Source organism: Allobosea eneae (assembly GCF_042657265.1).
GTDB classification, from domain to species: Bacteria; Pseudomonadota; Alphaproteobacteria; order Rhizobiales; family Beijerinckiaceae; genus Allobosea; species Allobosea eneae.
Genome location: NZ_JBHSLW010000006.1, coordinates 38,661 through 52,561 on the forward strand (window position 1 = coordinate 38,661; position 13,901 = coordinate 52,561).

The 13,901-nt window shown below is 67.7% G+C and carries 14 protein-coding genes; 4 read left to right on the top strand and 10 right to left on the bottom strand.

Annotated elements, in window-relative coordinates:
* Nucleotides 1-95 precede the first annotated feature (95 nt).
* A complete protein-coding gene (locus ACFPOB_RS04145; RefSeq protein WP_377796128.1) occupies nt 96-299 on the bottom strand; it encodes a hypothetical protein in 204 nt (67 codons plus the stop codon).
* On the opposite strand from ACFPOB_RS04145, the gene ACFPOB_RS04150 reads away from it, so the two are divergent.
* The gene (locus ACFPOB_RS04150) at nt 282-1,181 is read left to right on the top strand and encodes a metallophosphoesterase family protein (protein ID WP_377796130.1); all 900 of its coding nucleotides are present in this window, start codon (nt 282-284) and stop codon (nt 1,179-1,181) included. The two genes, ACFPOB_RS04145 and ACFPOB_RS04150, sit on opposite strands and share 18 nt — an antisense overlap.
* A gap of 112 nt (nt 1,182-1,293) precedes the next feature.
* On the opposite strand, the gene ACFPOB_RS04155 is transcribed toward ACFPOB_RS04150, so the two are convergent.
* Nucleotides 1,294-2,040 carry a glucose 1-dehydrogenase gene (locus ACFPOB_RS04155; RefSeq protein WP_377796132.1) on the bottom strand — a complete coding sequence of 249 codons (747 nt, stop codon included), beginning with the start codon at nt 2,038-2,040 and terminating at the stop codon, nt 1,294-1,296.
* Nucleotides 2,041-2,259: 219 nt separating this feature from the next.
* Nucleotides 2,260-4,068 carry an ABC-F family ATP-binding cassette domain-containing protein gene (locus tag ACFPOB_RS04160; RefSeq protein ID WP_377796134.1) on the bottom strand — a complete coding sequence of 603 codons (1,809 nt, stop codon included), beginning with the start codon at nt 4,066-4,068 and terminating at the stop codon, nt 2,260-2,262.
* Between the two features lie 111 nt (nt 4,069-4,179).
* Here ACFPOB_RS04160 and ACFPOB_RS04165 point away from each other — a divergent pair, with 111 nt between their 5' ends.
* On the top strand, nt 4,180-4,539 hold the full coding sequence (locus ACFPOB_RS04165) for a hypothetical protein (RefSeq protein ID WP_377796136.1): 360 nt from the start codon (nt 4,180-4,182) through the stop codon (nt 4,537-4,539).
* 96 nt (nt 4,540-4,635) lie between these two features.
* Here the strand turns inward: ACFPOB_RS04165 and ACFPOB_RS04170 are convergent, their stop codons facing one another.
* The 5 genes from ACFPOB_RS04170 to ACFPOB_RS04190 form a co-directional block, all read right to left on the bottom strand.
* A complete protein-coding gene (locus ACFPOB_RS04170) occupies nt 4,636-5,682 on the bottom strand; it encodes an acyltransferase family protein (protein ID WP_377796138.1) in 1,047 nt (348 codons plus the stop codon).
* Nucleotides 5,683-5,905: 223 nt separating this feature from the next.
* Nucleotides 5,906-6,910 carry a glucokinase gene (locus ACFPOB_RS04175; protein ID WP_377796139.1) on the bottom strand — a complete coding sequence of 335 codons (1,005 nt, stop codon included), beginning with the start codon at nt 6,908-6,910 and terminating at the stop codon, nt 5,906-5,908.
* Nucleotides 6,907-7,686, bottom strand: a complete 780-nt coding sequence (otnI, locus tag ACFPOB_RS04180; RefSeq protein WP_377796140.1) for a 2-oxo-tetronate isomerase — start codon at nt 7,684-7,686, stop codon at nt 6,907-6,909. Before otnI ends, ACFPOB_RS04175 begins: the two co-directional genes overlap by 4 nt.
* 95 nt (nt 7,687-7,781) lie before the next feature.
* Nucleotides 7,782-8,534, bottom strand: coding sequence for a sulfite exporter TauE/SafE family protein (locus ACFPOB_RS04185; RefSeq protein WP_377796141.1), 753 nt, complete (start codon nt 8,532-8,534; stop codon nt 7,782-7,784).
* A gap of 161 nt (nt 8,535-8,695) precedes the next feature.
* Nucleotides 8,696-9,679 (bottom strand): hypothetical protein, encoded by a 984-nt coding sequence (locus ACFPOB_RS04190; protein ID WP_377796142.1) that lies wholly within the window; start codon nt 9,677-9,679, stop codon nt 8,696-8,698.
* Between the two features lie 194 nt (nt 9,680-9,873).
* On the opposite strand from ACFPOB_RS04190, the gene ACFPOB_RS04195 reads away from it, so the two are divergent.
* Nucleotides 9,874-10,263 (top strand): hypothetical protein, encoded by a 390-nt coding sequence (locus tag ACFPOB_RS04195; protein ID WP_377796143.1) that lies wholly within the window; start codon nt 9,874-9,876, stop codon nt 10,261-10,263.
* Nucleotides 10,264-10,269: 6 nt separating this feature from the next.
* Here ACFPOB_RS04195 and ACFPOB_RS04200 read toward each other — a convergent pair whose 3' ends face one another.
* Both ACFPOB_RS04200 and mdoH read right to left on the bottom strand, forming a co-directional pair.
* Complete coding sequence (locus ACFPOB_RS04200) at nt 10,270-11,028, bottom strand: FkbM family methyltransferase (RefSeq protein ID WP_377796145.1); 759 nt, start codon at nt 11,026-11,028, stop codon at nt 10,270-10,272.
* The gene (mdoH, locus tag ACFPOB_RS04205; protein WP_377796147.1) at nt 11,025-12,833 is read right to left on the bottom strand and encodes a glucans biosynthesis glucosyltransferase MdoH; all 1,809 of its coding nucleotides are present in this window, start codon (nt 12,831-12,833) and stop codon (nt 11,025-11,027) included. Before mdoH ends, ACFPOB_RS04200 begins: the two co-directional genes overlap by 4 nt.
* A 56-nt stretch (nt 12,834-12,889) precedes the next feature.
* Between mdoH and ACFPOB_RS04210 the strand changes: the two genes are divergently transcribed.
* The gene (locus ACFPOB_RS04210; RefSeq protein ID WP_377796149.1) at nt 12,890-13,882 is read left to right on the top strand and encodes a zinc-dependent alcohol dehydrogenase; all 993 of its coding nucleotides are present in this window, start codon (nt 12,890-12,892) and stop codon (nt 13,880-13,882) included.
* Nucleotides 13,883-13,901: the final 19 nt, after the last annotated feature.

A 13,901-nucleotide genomic window follows, 5' to 3' on the forward strand; every position in this document is an offset into this window, starting at 1 on the left:
AATGCCAAGCCCCGTTTCGTCTGGAAGCCGGCTGTCACCCTGACCGACCCGCGCATCGTTTCGGAGCTGATGGGCTCGGCCAACTGAGCCTTAGATCACGATGATTTTGGATCGAGCCGATTCAAGATCATAAACGTGATCGATTCCGAGAATTCAGAGCAGGATTCCTGCGAAAAGCCGGTTCCCACTTTTTCGCATGCTGCTCTGTAGGCTGCGTCATCTTCGCCCGCCGCCACCGTCATGCTTGACGGCGCGCGGGCGTTGAAGGCAAGCGCTTGAGCGTGTTCACGCTCGCGCATCTCTCCGACCCACATCTCGGGCCGCTGACCAAGTTCTCGCTGCGCGAGCTGCTCGGCAAGCGCGCGACCGGATATGTCAACTGGCGACGCAAACGCCGCCATGCCCATGACATGGAAATCCTCGGGCTGATCGTCGCCGACATCCTGGCGCAGAAACCCGATCACATCGCCTGCACCGGCGATGTCTCGCATATCGGCCTGCCGACCGAGTTCAAGACGGCGCTCTCCTTCCTCGACACGCTCGGCCCACGCGACGCCGTCAGCTTCGTACCCGGCAATCATGATTGCTATGCGCGATCTTCGCTGTCGGCGCTGGCGCGCGAGCTCGCGCCCTGGTGCGCCAGCGATGACGGCGAGGCCGGTTATCCCTGGTATCGCCGGCGGGGGCCGGTCGCGCTGATCGGAATGAACACCGGCATCCCGACCATGCCGCTGATGGCGACCGGGCGTGTCGGCTCGGCCCAGATCGCCATCACCGAGCAGTTGCTGGCACAAGCCAAGGCCGATGGACTGATCCGCGTCGTCCTGATCCACCACCCGCCCTATGTCGGCGGTGCGCGGCGCACGCGCGAGCTGGTCGATGCCGACGCCTTCGAGGCGATGCTGCGCCGGACCGGGGCCGAACTCGTCCTGCACGGGCACAACCACCGCTTCTCGCTGGCCTGGCGGCCGGGCCTTGACTACGATGTGCCGATCGTTGGCGTGCCCTCGGCCTCGATCGGCCCGCGCGGCGGCCATGGCGAGCTCGCCTGCTGGCACCTGCTGCGGATCGAGGGGCCACCGACTGCCCCCCATATCAGCCTGGAGCGCCGTGCCTTCGATCTCGACGGCACGGTCAAGCAATTGCAGCTGGTGCCGCTGACAGGTGGGGGCATCGTCTAGCTGTCATTCTCGGGCGGAGCGGAGCGCAGACTCCAGAAGCTCATGACGAGAAGGCGCTGGAGCCTTCTCTGGCAAGAGATGCTCGGGGCAAGCCCGAGCATGACGTGTTCCCCTAAACGCAGCGGCCGCCGTCGACCGCCAGCACCGAGCCGGTCACCATCTCCGACTCATCCGAGCACAGGAACAGCGCGGCATTGGCGATGTCCTGCGGTGTCGAGAAGCGGCCCCAGGGAATCGTCGCGGTGAAGGCTTTGCGCTTCTCCGGCGTGTCCTCGCCCATGAAGGTCGCGAGCAGCGGCGTCTCGCCGGCGACGGGCGCGATGGCGTTGACGCGGATCCTGTCCGGCGCGAGCTCGACCGCCATCGACTTCGACAGCAGGTTCGCGGCGCCCTTCGAGCCATTGTACCAGGTCAGGCCGGGGCGCGGGCGGACGCCGGCGGTCGAGCCGATATTGAGGATGACGCCGCCGCCATGCTCGCGGAAATGCGGCACGGTCGCCTTCGCCATCAGGAAGATCGACTTGACGTTGACGTCGAAGACGCGGTCGAACTCGGCCTCGGTGACGTCCAGCATCGGCTGATTGCGATGGCTGATCCCGGCATTGTTGACGACGATGTCGAGCCGCTCGAAGCGCTTGATCACCTTGGCCACTGCGCCATCGACACTCTTCGCCTTGCCGACATCGCAGGCGACGGCGAAGGCCTTGCGGCCGATCGCCTTGGCGGCCTCGCGGGCCTTGTCGCCGTTGATGTCGAGCACCGCGACCCGCGCGCCCTCGCGCACGAAGGTCTCGGCGATGCCGAGGCCAAAGCCCTGCGCCGCGCCGGTGATCAGCGCCGTCTTGCCCTTCAATCTCATGGTGCTTCCTCAAGCCTGATGTGCCCGCCGACTGTGAGACGATTTGGCGGGCGGGATAAATACGCTTTCGCGATTGGCCGGATAGCGGAATTGTATGGGGTGGATGCGTCATTCTCGGGCGGAGCGAAGCGCAGACCCGAGAATCTCCGGACGAGAAGGCGCTGACCAAGCCTCTCTCGGCCTGAGATGCTCGGGTCAAGCCCGAGCATGACGGTTGTGCTAAGCCCCGATCTCCTCGCGCAGCATCTCCAGTTCGAGCCAACGCTCCTCTGCCTCGGCGATCTCACGCGTGACCTCGTCGAGCCTCGCCGTCGCCTTGGCGAAGAGCTTGGGATCGCGGGTGTAGAGATCGCCCGCCAGCGCCGCGTTGAGCTTGCCGGCCTCGGCCTGCAGCGCGTCCAGCTTCTTCGGCAGCGTCTCCAGCGCGTGCTTCTCATTGAAGGAGAGCTTGCGCTTCGATGCGGCTGCCGGCGCGGCCGCTGGTTTCGGAGCCGCCTCGGCTGCCTGCTTCTCCGGCGCGACCCTGCTCCTGTCACCGACGCCGCGGCCGCGCTGGGCCAGCATGTCGGAATAGCCGCCGGCGAACTCGGTCCAGACGCCGTCGCCATCCGAGATCAGCACCGAGGACACGGTGCGGTCGAGGAAGTCGCGGTCGTGGCTGACGAGCAGGACGGTGCCGGCATAGTCAGCGACAAGCTCCTGCAAGAGGTCGAGCGTCTCAATGTCGAGATCGTTGGTCGGCTCGTCCAGCACCAGCAGGTTCGACGGCTTGGCCAAGGCGCGGGCCAGCATTAGCCGGCCACGCTCGCCGCCGGAGAGGGCGCCGACCGCGGTGCCGCGCTGCAGCGGCTGGAACAGGAAGTCCTTCATGTAGCTGACGACATGGCGCGGCTCGCCGCCGACCATGACCTGGTCGCTGCCGCCGCCGGTCAGGACGTCGCCGAGCGGCGTCGCCGGATCGAGGCTCTCGCGACTCTGGTCGAGCGTCACCATCTCCAGCGCTGTGCCGAGCTTCACTGTACCGGCATCGGGTTTGAGCGCGCCGGTGAGCAGATTGATCAGCGTGGTCTTGCCGGCCCCATTCGGTCCGACGATGCCGATCCGGTCGCCGCGCGCGATGCGCAGCGAGAGCGGCTTGACGATCGGCCGGTCGCCATAGCTCTTCGTGATGCCGAGGGCCTCGATCACCAGCTTGCCGGAGGACTGCGCCTCGCTGGCTTCGAGCTTGACGGTGCCGACGGCCTTGCGGGCGGTGCGGCGCTGGTCGCGCAGCGCATGCAGTTCGCCGAGGCGGCGCTGGTTGCGGGTGCGCCGGGCGCTGACGCCATAGCGCAGCCAGTCCTCCTCGCGGGCGATCTTGCGGTCGAGCTTGTGGCGGTCGAGTTCCTCCTGCGCCAGCACCTCGTCGCGCCAGGCCTCGAATTCGCCGAAGCCGCGCTCGACGCGGCGGGTCTGGCCGCGATCGAGCCAGATCGTGGCGCGCGAGAGATTGCTGAGGAAGCGGCGGTCGTGGCTGATCAGCACCATGGCCGAGCGCAGCGATTTCAGCTCGGCTTCCAGCCATTCGATCACCGGCAGGTCGAGATGGTTGGTCGGCTCGTCGAGCAGGAGGATATCGGGCTCGGGCGCCAGCACGCGGGCAAGCGCGGCGCGGCGGGATTCGCCACCCGACATGGCTCGCGGATCCTCCTCACCGGTGAGGCCGAGCTCCTCGACGAGATAGCGGGCGCGGTACAGGTCGTCGCCGGGCCCGAGGCCGGCCTCGACATAGGCGAGCGAGGTCGCAAACCCCGTAAAGTCAGGCTCCTGCGGCAGGTAGCGGACGGTGACGCCGGGCTGGAGGAAGCGCTCGGCACTGTCGGGCTCGATCAGGCCGGCGGCGATCTTGAGCAGCGTCGACTTGCCCGAGCCGTTGCGGCCGACGAGGCAGACCTTCTCGCCGGCGGAGACGGCGATCTCGGCGGATTCCAGCAGCGGCTGGCCGCCGAAGGTGAGCGCGACGTCGCGAAGGTGGAGCAAAGGAGCCATGGCGGGCGGGATAGACTGCGGCGGCGCGCCTGTCACCATGCATAGGGCTTGCGAGGTGACTCAGCTTGATCCACTATGAGATACGTTTTGTATCTCATATGAGATTACGCCATGAGACAGCCAGCTCTGCGCATGCCTCGCCCCGCCCGTATCGGCGACAATGGCGGCCCGCCGCTCGTAGAGAAGAAGCGCAAATCGGACCTCGGCAAGGGCGAGATCGGCCGCACCTTCGACTGGCGCTTCGCCCATCGCAAGGCCTGGAAGAAGCCGCGCGAGATCGCGCTCAGGCGGCAGGAGCGGGCCGAGGCGCTCGGCCTGACCTATGAGGAATATACGCTCGAAGTACTGGAACGCGGCTATTTCCCGCAGGAAAGCCATGTTGAGATGATCGTTGCCAAGAGGCCGGAACGCCGGCGCGACGGCGGCGTGGTCGGGCAGTCGCTGAAGGGGATGCGGCTGAAGAAAAAGTGAGCGTCATTCTTGGACGAGGCGAAGCGCAGATCCGAGGATCTCAGGACCAGCTGGCTGGTTTCCGAGATGGTCGGGTCAAGCCCGACCATGACGAGCCTAAGCCCGCAGCGCCCGCCTCAAAACCTTCGTCATCGGCCGCTCGAACCAATGGTAGACCGCCAGCGCCGCGAGCACGGCGGCGGTCAAGGCCAGCACGATGAAGAGGCCGGTCTCGCTGGGCGCGATCCGGGCGAAGACCTCGCGCAGCGCCCGCATGGCGAAGGGGTGGACGAGGTAGAGCGCATAGGAGGCGTCGCCCAGGATCGCCAGCGAGCGCACCAGCGCCGAGGGAGCGGTGACGTTGCGCCCGCAGGCCGCGGCGGTGACGAGGAGCAGCGCAGCCGGCCCGCGCAGAGCGACGGCACCCCATGAGGTCTGGGCCCAGCCATCGCCGGAGGCGGCAACGAACAGGGCGACACCAGCTGCCGCCATCAGCCAGCGCAGGCGGCCGTCGAGCCTGTGGCCGTTGCGGCGGAGCAGCCCGACCGCCATGCCGGCAGCGAATTCGAGCACGATCGGCTGGCCCCAGAAACCGAAGGGTAGGGGCAGCGGTCCGGCAAGGGCCTGTGCTCCGACCAGCCCGGCGAGCGCCACTGTCACGAGTGGCACGACCAGCCGCCCCGGCGCGAGCAAGGCCGCGCCGAACAGGACGTAGAACAGCATCTCGTAGTTCAGCGTCCAGCCGAGCGAATAGACCGGCTGCAGCTCGCCCGCGGCATTTGCCATCGGCCAGAACAGATAGGAGGCGGCGATTTGCTGGAGGCTCGGCGCACCGGAATTGAGCATAGCGGGCGAGGCAAGCAGCACGAGGAGGAAGAGCGTCGTCGCGGCCCAGTAGAGCGGTACGATCCTCGCGATGCGCCGGGCGATGAACAGGCGTGCGCCGTCCGGCTGGCCGAACAGGCCGGCCGAGGAGTGCACCATGATGAAGCCGGAGATGACGAAGAACAGGTCGACGCCGGCATTCCAGGGCAGGGCATGCGAGGGTGTGAAGGCGGTGCCAGCCTTCGCCGCGAGGAAGCCGGCATCGGCCTGGACGTGATGGACCGCGACCATCAGCGCCGCGAGCGCGCGCAGGACCTGGATGCCGTAGAGCTGGGGCAAGGCTGAGGATCGTTCTCGAAAACACGGAAGGTTGGCGGGGAGCCATGCCGTCATTCCGGGGCGACCCGCAGGGTCGAGCCCGGAACCCATGAACACCACGATTCTCCATAGGACGCGGCGCCCGCAGCGCCTCGCCTGGGAAAAGATGAGTTCATGGTTTCCGGGCTCATGGCTGCGCCATGCCCCGGAATGACGGTGTGGTTCCTAGCAAACGCGGCTGCGCTCAGGCAAACCACAAGCGCGCGGGATCGTCGAGACCGAACCGGCCCGGTGCGGCCGCGATGGCGGCGAGGCCTTGCTCGGCCGGATCGTCGGCGGTGATCACGTCGAGCGAGAAACGAGCGGCGAGGTCCTCGACCGGCGTCTTGCCGGCGAAGACGGCATGGATCGTCGCCTTGTCTGCGAGCGGCAGGATGCGCGGCGCGATTCCGCCGGCGAGATAGACACCGCCCGTCGCCTTGAAGCCGAGCGCGAGATCGCCGGCGACGCGCGCCAGGAGCCGCCAGAAGCAGACCACCGCCATCAACGCGCCGGGATTGCCGTCGAGCGCCAGCGCGGAGACGTCGGCGGCGCTGACATCGGGCTCGGCCACGTCGGACTGGCGCATAACAGCCCGGTGGAAGCGAACGAGGCCGCTGCCGCTGAGCAGTTCCTCGATGGTGACGCGCGGGAGCCCATCGGCCAAAGCCGGCCAGAGCTTCACCTCGGTCGGGTCTTCCGGGCCTATGCCGATATGGCCGGATTCGGTCGGTACCAGCATGCCGGTGTCGCCGCGCCGCAGCAGGGCGGCGGCGCCGAAGCCGGTGCCGGGGCCGAGCACGAGGCGTGGGCCTTGCGGTTCCGGCTTGCCGCGAACGAGAGTGACGAGGTCGCGATCCCGTAGCACGGCCAGAGAGGCGGCGAGCGCCTCGAAATCATTGACCAGTAGCCCCTGCTCGAAGCCGAGCGCCCTGCCGAGCTCCGGGCCGTCGAAATGCCAGCTGGCATTGGTGAGCTGCGCCTTGCGCCCATCCAGCGGGCCGGCGACGGCAAGGATGGCCGAGCGTGGCTTCACCGTCAGCGTCGACAATACAGAGCCGAGCGCAGCTTCGGGCGTCGGGTGCGCGCCGGTGCTGATCCGGGCCAGGGGCTCATGCAGCGCGCCGGGAGTCGGCACCAGCGACAGCCGGCAATTGGTGCCGCCGATATCGGCGACGAGCACCGGGTGGGGAAAGCGGGGGCCGCTCACGCGTGCTTCTTCCAGGGCGAGAACCAGCCCAGGCCTTCGAGCGTGCCGGCGCGCGGACGATACTCGCAGCCGACGAAGCCGGGATAGCCGAGCGAATCGAGCTGGGCGAAGAGCGCGGGATAGTCGGGCCGGGTGCCGTCGGGCTCGTGCCGCCCCTCGGCATTGGCAATCTGGACATGGCCGACAAGCGGGTAAAGCGCCTCCAGGCGTGCCCCGACATCGCCGTGGATCAGCTCGCAATGGTACATGTCGAACTGCAGCTTGACGTTGGGCCGGCCGGCTTCGCGGACATAGGCCGCCGCCTGGTCGAAATCGTTGAGGAAATAGCCCGGCATGTCCTTGCCGTTGATCGGCTCGAGCAGCAGGTCGATGCCATGCTCGCCGAGCGTGTCGGCGGCATAGGCGAGCGAGGCGCGATAGGCCTTTTGGGCGGCCGGATCATTCGGGTCGGTGAGCCCTGCCATCATGTGCAGGCGCTTGACGCCGGTCTCGTGGACATAGGCCAGTGCCGTTTCGATCCCTTTGCGGAACTCCTCCTCGCGGCCGGGCAGGGCTGCCATGCCGCGCTCGCCCTTGGCCCAGTCTCCCGGTGGAAGGTTGAACAGAGCCTGCTCGAGCTCTCCGCCGGCGAGCGCGAGACCGACCTTCTCCGGAGCATGCTCATAGGGGAACAGGAACTCCACCGCCTCGAAGCCGGCTTCTGATGCCGCCTTGAAGCGGTCGAGGAACTCCCACTCGTTGAACATCATCGAGAGATTGGCGGCAAAACGCGGCATTGGTCGGTCTCGTCAGTCGGATCGAGGCAGCAGGCTAGCCCGTTAGGACGGGCCCGTCATCGTTAACCTGCGCGGCCGGTGGGGGTTCCGCCCTTTCAGCCGCCGAGCAGACGGGGCAAGGACGAGGCCAGCAGTGCGATGCCCGACAGCGTCAGCAGGCTGAGCACGATCCGCCGGAAGGCCTGCTCGCTGATGCCGATATAGAGCTTTGCACCCAGCAGCGAGGGAATCAGCATCGCCGGTGCGACGATGGCGAAGGCCGGCCACATCCCGCGCGTGACGTTCCCGGCCAGCACATAACCGAGCATGGTCGCGGCGAGCGTGGCGAGGTTGAAGTTCTGGACGATGGAGCGCTGCGCGTCCTTGTCCATGCGCCGCAGCGAGCACCACAGTGTCGGCAGCACACCGGTGAAGCCGCCGAAACCGCCCATGATGCCGCCGCCGAGGCCGATCGCGCCGTCGGCCAGGCGACCGCCGAAGCGGACCGGCGGCAGATGCGGCGCGAACAGCATGATCGGGCACCAGACGGCGAGCAGGATGCCGAGCCCTGCCTTGAACATATCGGGCTCGACCAGTGGCAGGAGCAGGACGCCGACCGGGATGCCGGCGATTCCGCCGAGCAGGAAGGGCCAGAGCCGGGCGAAGTCGAAGCCGCGGCGCACCGTCACGGCCGCAATGGTCTGGCCGGTCAGCCCGCCGAACACGGCCATGACCGCGGCGAGCCTTGGATCGATCGTCCAGGCCCAGACGGACATGGCGACGAGGCTGAAGGCGAAGCCGGAGAGGCCCTGCACGAAGCCGGCGAGAGCGGCGCCGAGGACGAGGCTGAGGATGGTGGAGATATCCATTGCTCGGCCTAGTCGATCGCTCGCCTTGCTATCATGACACTGGTCGTCCCGGGCGACCGAAGGGAGACCCGGGACGCATTCCGGAACGGTTCAGGCATGGATCCCGGGTCGGCGCCGCTTCGCGGCTTGTCCGGGATGACTCGTGAGAGCTTGAGAGAAGGCTACTTCTTCGCCTCCGGCTTGGCCGGCGGGTTCGGGTCCTTCGAGAAGGCGCGGAAGACCATGTCGGGCGAGGAGGTGTTGTGGCGCGAATGGGTGGTGCGGCCCATCCAGACATCGGTCGCCTTGCCGCCGGTGAAGGGCATCAGCGCCTCCTCGCGCCAGCCCTTGGCGCCGGGCTCGCGGATGGCGATGCGGGCGACGTCGTTGTTGAACTCGGTGACGTACATCGAACGCAGCGCGGCGAAGGCCTTGCCGCCGGTCACGGGCCTGTCGAGCACGGCGTCGAGCACCATGCGATTCTCGTCGACGCTGTCGAGCTTGAGGGTGCCGGAGGAACCGTCCTTGAAACTGAGCTTGAAGGACAGCGTCTTGGGATCGAAGGCGATCTCCCTGATGTTCACCACCGGCCGGGCGCCATCCTGCTCGATCGGTCCGAACAGGAAGGAGGAGCCATAGGCCGCGGCCGAGAGCTGCTGCGGCGGCAGCGGCCGCACGCGCCAGTAGCCGTCCTGCGGATAGACGACGAGGACCTCGTAGGAGCCGGTCTTGCCGAGCTTCCAGAGCTGGACGAGGTGCAGGCCCTTCTCGACGCGGTCGCCGACCCGGAAGGTCGTCTCGGCCGGGCGCCAGAAGCTCTCGAACGTGTAGCCGACCAGCCAGTATTCGATGCTCTCATAGAAGGTGATGCGTTGCGGCGGCACCGGCGCCTTGTGGACCGGGTCGCCACTCATGTCGCAATCGGTCCAGTCGGCATCCCAATTGTCGCGCAGCAGGCCGGCGATATAGGCCGGATGCGCCGCCTCGATGCGGAAGCGCCTGACCTCGGGCGAGATCGCCTTGATGGTCACGTTGTCCTTCTCGGCGCAGAGCACTGGCTCCGACTCGTTCTTGACATCCACGGCGACATCGCCGGCGGCATGAGCTGCGAAGGCGGTCAGCAGGAGCGTCACGGAGATGGCGAGCGGGCGGACGAGAGCGAGCATGGTCATCCTTGGCTGGTTGCGTTCGTGGTCAGCCTGGGCAGTGCAAGATGAACGCAGGCTGAGCCGGGTGATAAAGCCGATGCGCTTGCGAAGAAAGCGCGACACCATGGCAGCTTCCGCAATCGGCGCGGGCAAGGCCAGATTGCTGTTGCGTGAGGCGCGCCCTGCGACCCCCACGAGCCGGACCGCCTTCGATGCAGAACTATCTGATCGCCGCCGGCGTGCTGATGATCCTGATCGGCATCGCCCATTCCGTCATCGGCGAGATCCTGATCTTCCGGCAATTGCGGGCGGGGGCGATCGTGCCGCTGCTCGCTCCGCCGCCGCCGCGCGAACGGCATCTGCGCATTCTCTGGGCGAACTGGCACCTGACTTCGGCGCTCGGCTGGGGGTTGGCAGCACTTCTGATTCTGGTCGCAGAGGCGCCCGATCCGTCGTCGTATGCCCTGCAGGTGCGGATCATCGCAGTCGCGACCCTCGCCGGTTCACTTCTCGTGCTCTATGCGACCAGAGGCCGGCATCCCGGTTGGATCGGGCTGCTCGTGGCGGCAGTGCTCGCCTGGCTCGGGCAGAGCAGCGCGTAGGAGCGGTCAGCGCGTCAGCAGCGCGTAGACGTCGCCGGAGTTGGCCTCGTGCGGGAGGTCGCGGAGATAGCAGGCCATCTCGTTCGTATCGATTGCGTCAGGGAATACGAGCTGCTGATTCTCGCCCAGCGCGACGTTGAGACGATAGGGGCCGAGCGCCGCGAGCCGGGCGAGGCAGGCTTCGGCCACGTCGCGCTGGATCGTGGTGAACTCGAAGGAGAGCGCCGGCGGCGTCTGCGAGAGGCCGGCGAGGACATGCGCCTCGAAGCCCTCGACATCGATCTTGATGAAGGCCGGCAGGCCGTGCTCGGCCACCAGCGCATCGAGCGTGGTGCAGGGCACGGTGAGTTCGCGATCCCAGACCTGCTCGCGCCAGCCGTCCTGGTTGTGGGCGGCATCGACGAACTCGCCCGAAAGCGTCGAAACGGTGGGGTTGGCGCTGTTGATCCGGAGCGTCGCGGTGCCCTCGCTGTCGCCGCAGGCTGCCGCGACCAGCGCCACCTTGGGATCGCGGCCATGGATCAGGCGCAGGGCCCTGGCCGGGCCGGGTTGCGGTTCCAGCGCCACGACGCGGGCGCCCAACCTGCGGAAAGAGGAGATGCGGTCGCCGACATGGGCGCCGATGTCGAAGGCGAGATCACCGGCTCTGAGGAAGCGGGCATAGAGCGAATCCATCGCGACCTTGCGGACATGGTCGCCGTGATAGACGCGCAGCGAGCGCGACAGGCTTTTCGCCGTGCCCTTGGGATAGGCGACCGGCTTCATCGCGCTGCGCCGCCTTGGATCGCGACGATCTCGGCCGGCGGGTCGAAATCCTCGGGGATGCCGCAGAGGCCGGTGCGGACGAAGAAGGCGCCCAGTGTCGGCGCCGCGGTCAGCATGGCGAAGGGGATGGCGAGGATGTAGCCGGCGGTCAGCGGCAGCGACCAGATCAGCACGGTCGGCGACAGCACGGCGAGCGTGCCGAAGATGTAGAGCCCGAACAGCAGATGCGGCCAGAGGCCGGCGAAGGCGGTGGCGAAGGAGAGGGCATGGGCGTCGCGGGCCTGGCCGTTCCAGCCGATCTTCGCCTTGCCGAAAGTGAGGCCGATCATGAACAGCGTCGTCCGGAAGGTCGAGACTGCGCCCTGCAGGAAGGCGAAGACGATCTCGATCAGCGAGGAGGCGATGAAGCGCGCCGTGCCGCCATAACGCTGCGTGCCCCCCCTGGTCAGCAGGATGTCGGCGAAGCCGGCGAGCTTCGGCGAGAGGTACATCGCGAAGAACAGCACGTAGAGGAAGGCGGCGGAGCCGGCCGGGTAGTCGGCGATGCCGCGATCCTCCAGCACCTTCAGCGGCAGGAGCGCGATCATCAGGGTCCAGGCCGGCAGGCCGATGAACATCAGGATCGCCCAGGCGAGCTGGAATCGGCTCATCGCCTTCAGGCCGGCGATGTCCATGATCTTGAGATACTGCAGATTGCCGAGGCACCAGCGCAGGTCGCGCCGGGCGAATTCGAGCATGGTCGGCGGGTTCTCCTCCCAGCTACCCGCCTCGACCGGGAGCACGCGGACCTCGTAGCCGGCGCGGCGCATCAAGGTCGCCTCGACCTGGTCATGGCTCATGATCGGCCCGCCGAGCGGCGGCCCGCCCGGCACGGTCGGCAGATGGCAGTGATCGCGGAAGGGCGCGATCCGCACCATGGCGTTGTGGCCCCAGAACGGGCCGCAATCGCCGATCCACCAGGCCGAGCCCATGGTGTAGGGCCGCATGCCGTGGCGCATGCCGAACTGAAAGATGCGCGCGAACGCGGACTTGCTCGGCATGCCCACGACCAGGCTCTGCAGGATGCCGAGCCTGGGATAGGCCTGCATCATCCGGGCGAGGGCGAGGATGGCCTGGCCCGACATCACGGAGTCGGCGTCGAGCGGCAGCATCAGCTCGTAGCGATCGCCCCAGCGCTCGCAGAAATCGCGGACATTGCCGGCCTTGTAACCGGCATTGTCGCTGCGGCGGCGATAGGTCAGGCGACCTTGTTCGCCGATGCGCACGGCGAAGGCGGCGGCGAGCTCTGCTTCGGCCGCGGCAACGCCCGGGTCATTGGTGTCTGAGAGGACGAAATAGTCGAACCAGGCGCCCTGGCCGGTGGCGTCGAGGCTCTGCTTGACGATCTCGAGCCGGCGGAAGGCGCGTGCGGGGTCCTCATTGCGCAGGGTCATCAGCACGGCGGTGCGGATCGCGAGCGGTGTATCGGCCTCGCCGGCGGCGGCGAAGGGCGCGACCTGATCGATCCCGTCCTTGGCGCCATGCAGCAGCCAGAGCCCGATCGCAGCGTTCCAGAAGCCGAGCACGGTCCAGGGCGCGCCGAACAGGAAGGCGATGAAGATCGCGCTATCCGCGAGGCTCCAGCCACCGGCGGAGAGCACGTGGGCGAGGCCCCAGAGCAGGGCCGCCAGTGTAACCAGGTTCAGGGCGGCGACGAGCCAGCGCCGCGCCCGCAAGGTCGAAACCGACTGCAGTCCTGCCGGCGTCAGCCGCAAGTCCTCTTGCGCCGCCGCCTGGAACGTGGTCGGAGCGGGGCGCTGGTTCATGGCGGTTTCCGTCATGGGCTCATCAGGCTGGCGGGGAACGGCGCGGAGGGCGATGCGTGGTAAAGCCGGCAATTGCGAACGAAGCAAGCGCACAGGCGACGGCGCTCTGGTATGCCGCCGCGGGTGAATGTGTCCTGAACACCGAAGAATTGCCGGCGCCGGCACCGGGCGAATGCCTGGTCCGCACGCTCTGGAGCGGCATCAGCCGCGGCACCGAGAGGCTGGTCTTCGAGGGGCGCGTGCCCGAGAGCGAATATGAGCGCATGCGCGCGCCTCTCCAGCAGGGCGCTTTTCCGTTTCCGGTGAAATACGGCTACTGCGCCGTCGGGACGGTGGATGCGGGGCCGGACGAACTGCTTGGCCGTACGGTGTTCTGCCTGCATCCGCATCAGGATCGCTTCGTGGTGTCGGCGGATCGCGTGACCCTGCTGCCTGAGGGGCTTTCGGCGAGGCGCGCCGTGCTCGCTGCCAATATGGAAACTGCGCTCAATGCGCATTGGGATGCCGGCTCTGGCCCGGCCGACCGCATCGTCGTGGTTGGCGGCGGCGTGCTCGGCCTGCTCACCGCGTATATCGCGACCAGGCTGCCGGGCGCGGAGGTGACTTTGGTCGATCTCGACGAGGGCCGTGCCGGGCTCGCGCGGGCGCTCGGCTGCCGCTTCGCGCTGCCGGCGGACTGTCCGCAGGATGCCGATCTTGTCTTCCACGCCAGCGCGAGCGCCGGCGGCCTGGCGACCGCGATCGGCGCAGCAGGGTTCGAGGCACGGATCGTCGAACTCAGCTGGTATGGCGAGGGCAGCGTCGCCGCGCCGCTCGGGGGCGCCTTTCATGCCCGTCGGCTGCAACTGATCTCTTCGCAGGTCGGGCAGGTCTCGCCCTCGCGGCGGGCGCGCTTCGGCTACGCGCGGCGCATGCAGGCCGCGCTCGCCTTGCTGGCGGATGAGCGGCTTGATGGATTGATCACCGCCGAGATCGCGTTCAAGGATGCGCCGGCGCGCCTCCCGGTCCTGTTCGCCGGCGCAGGGCTGACCGCCGCCCTGCGCTATTGACGTCGCGCCCCGGCGTTCG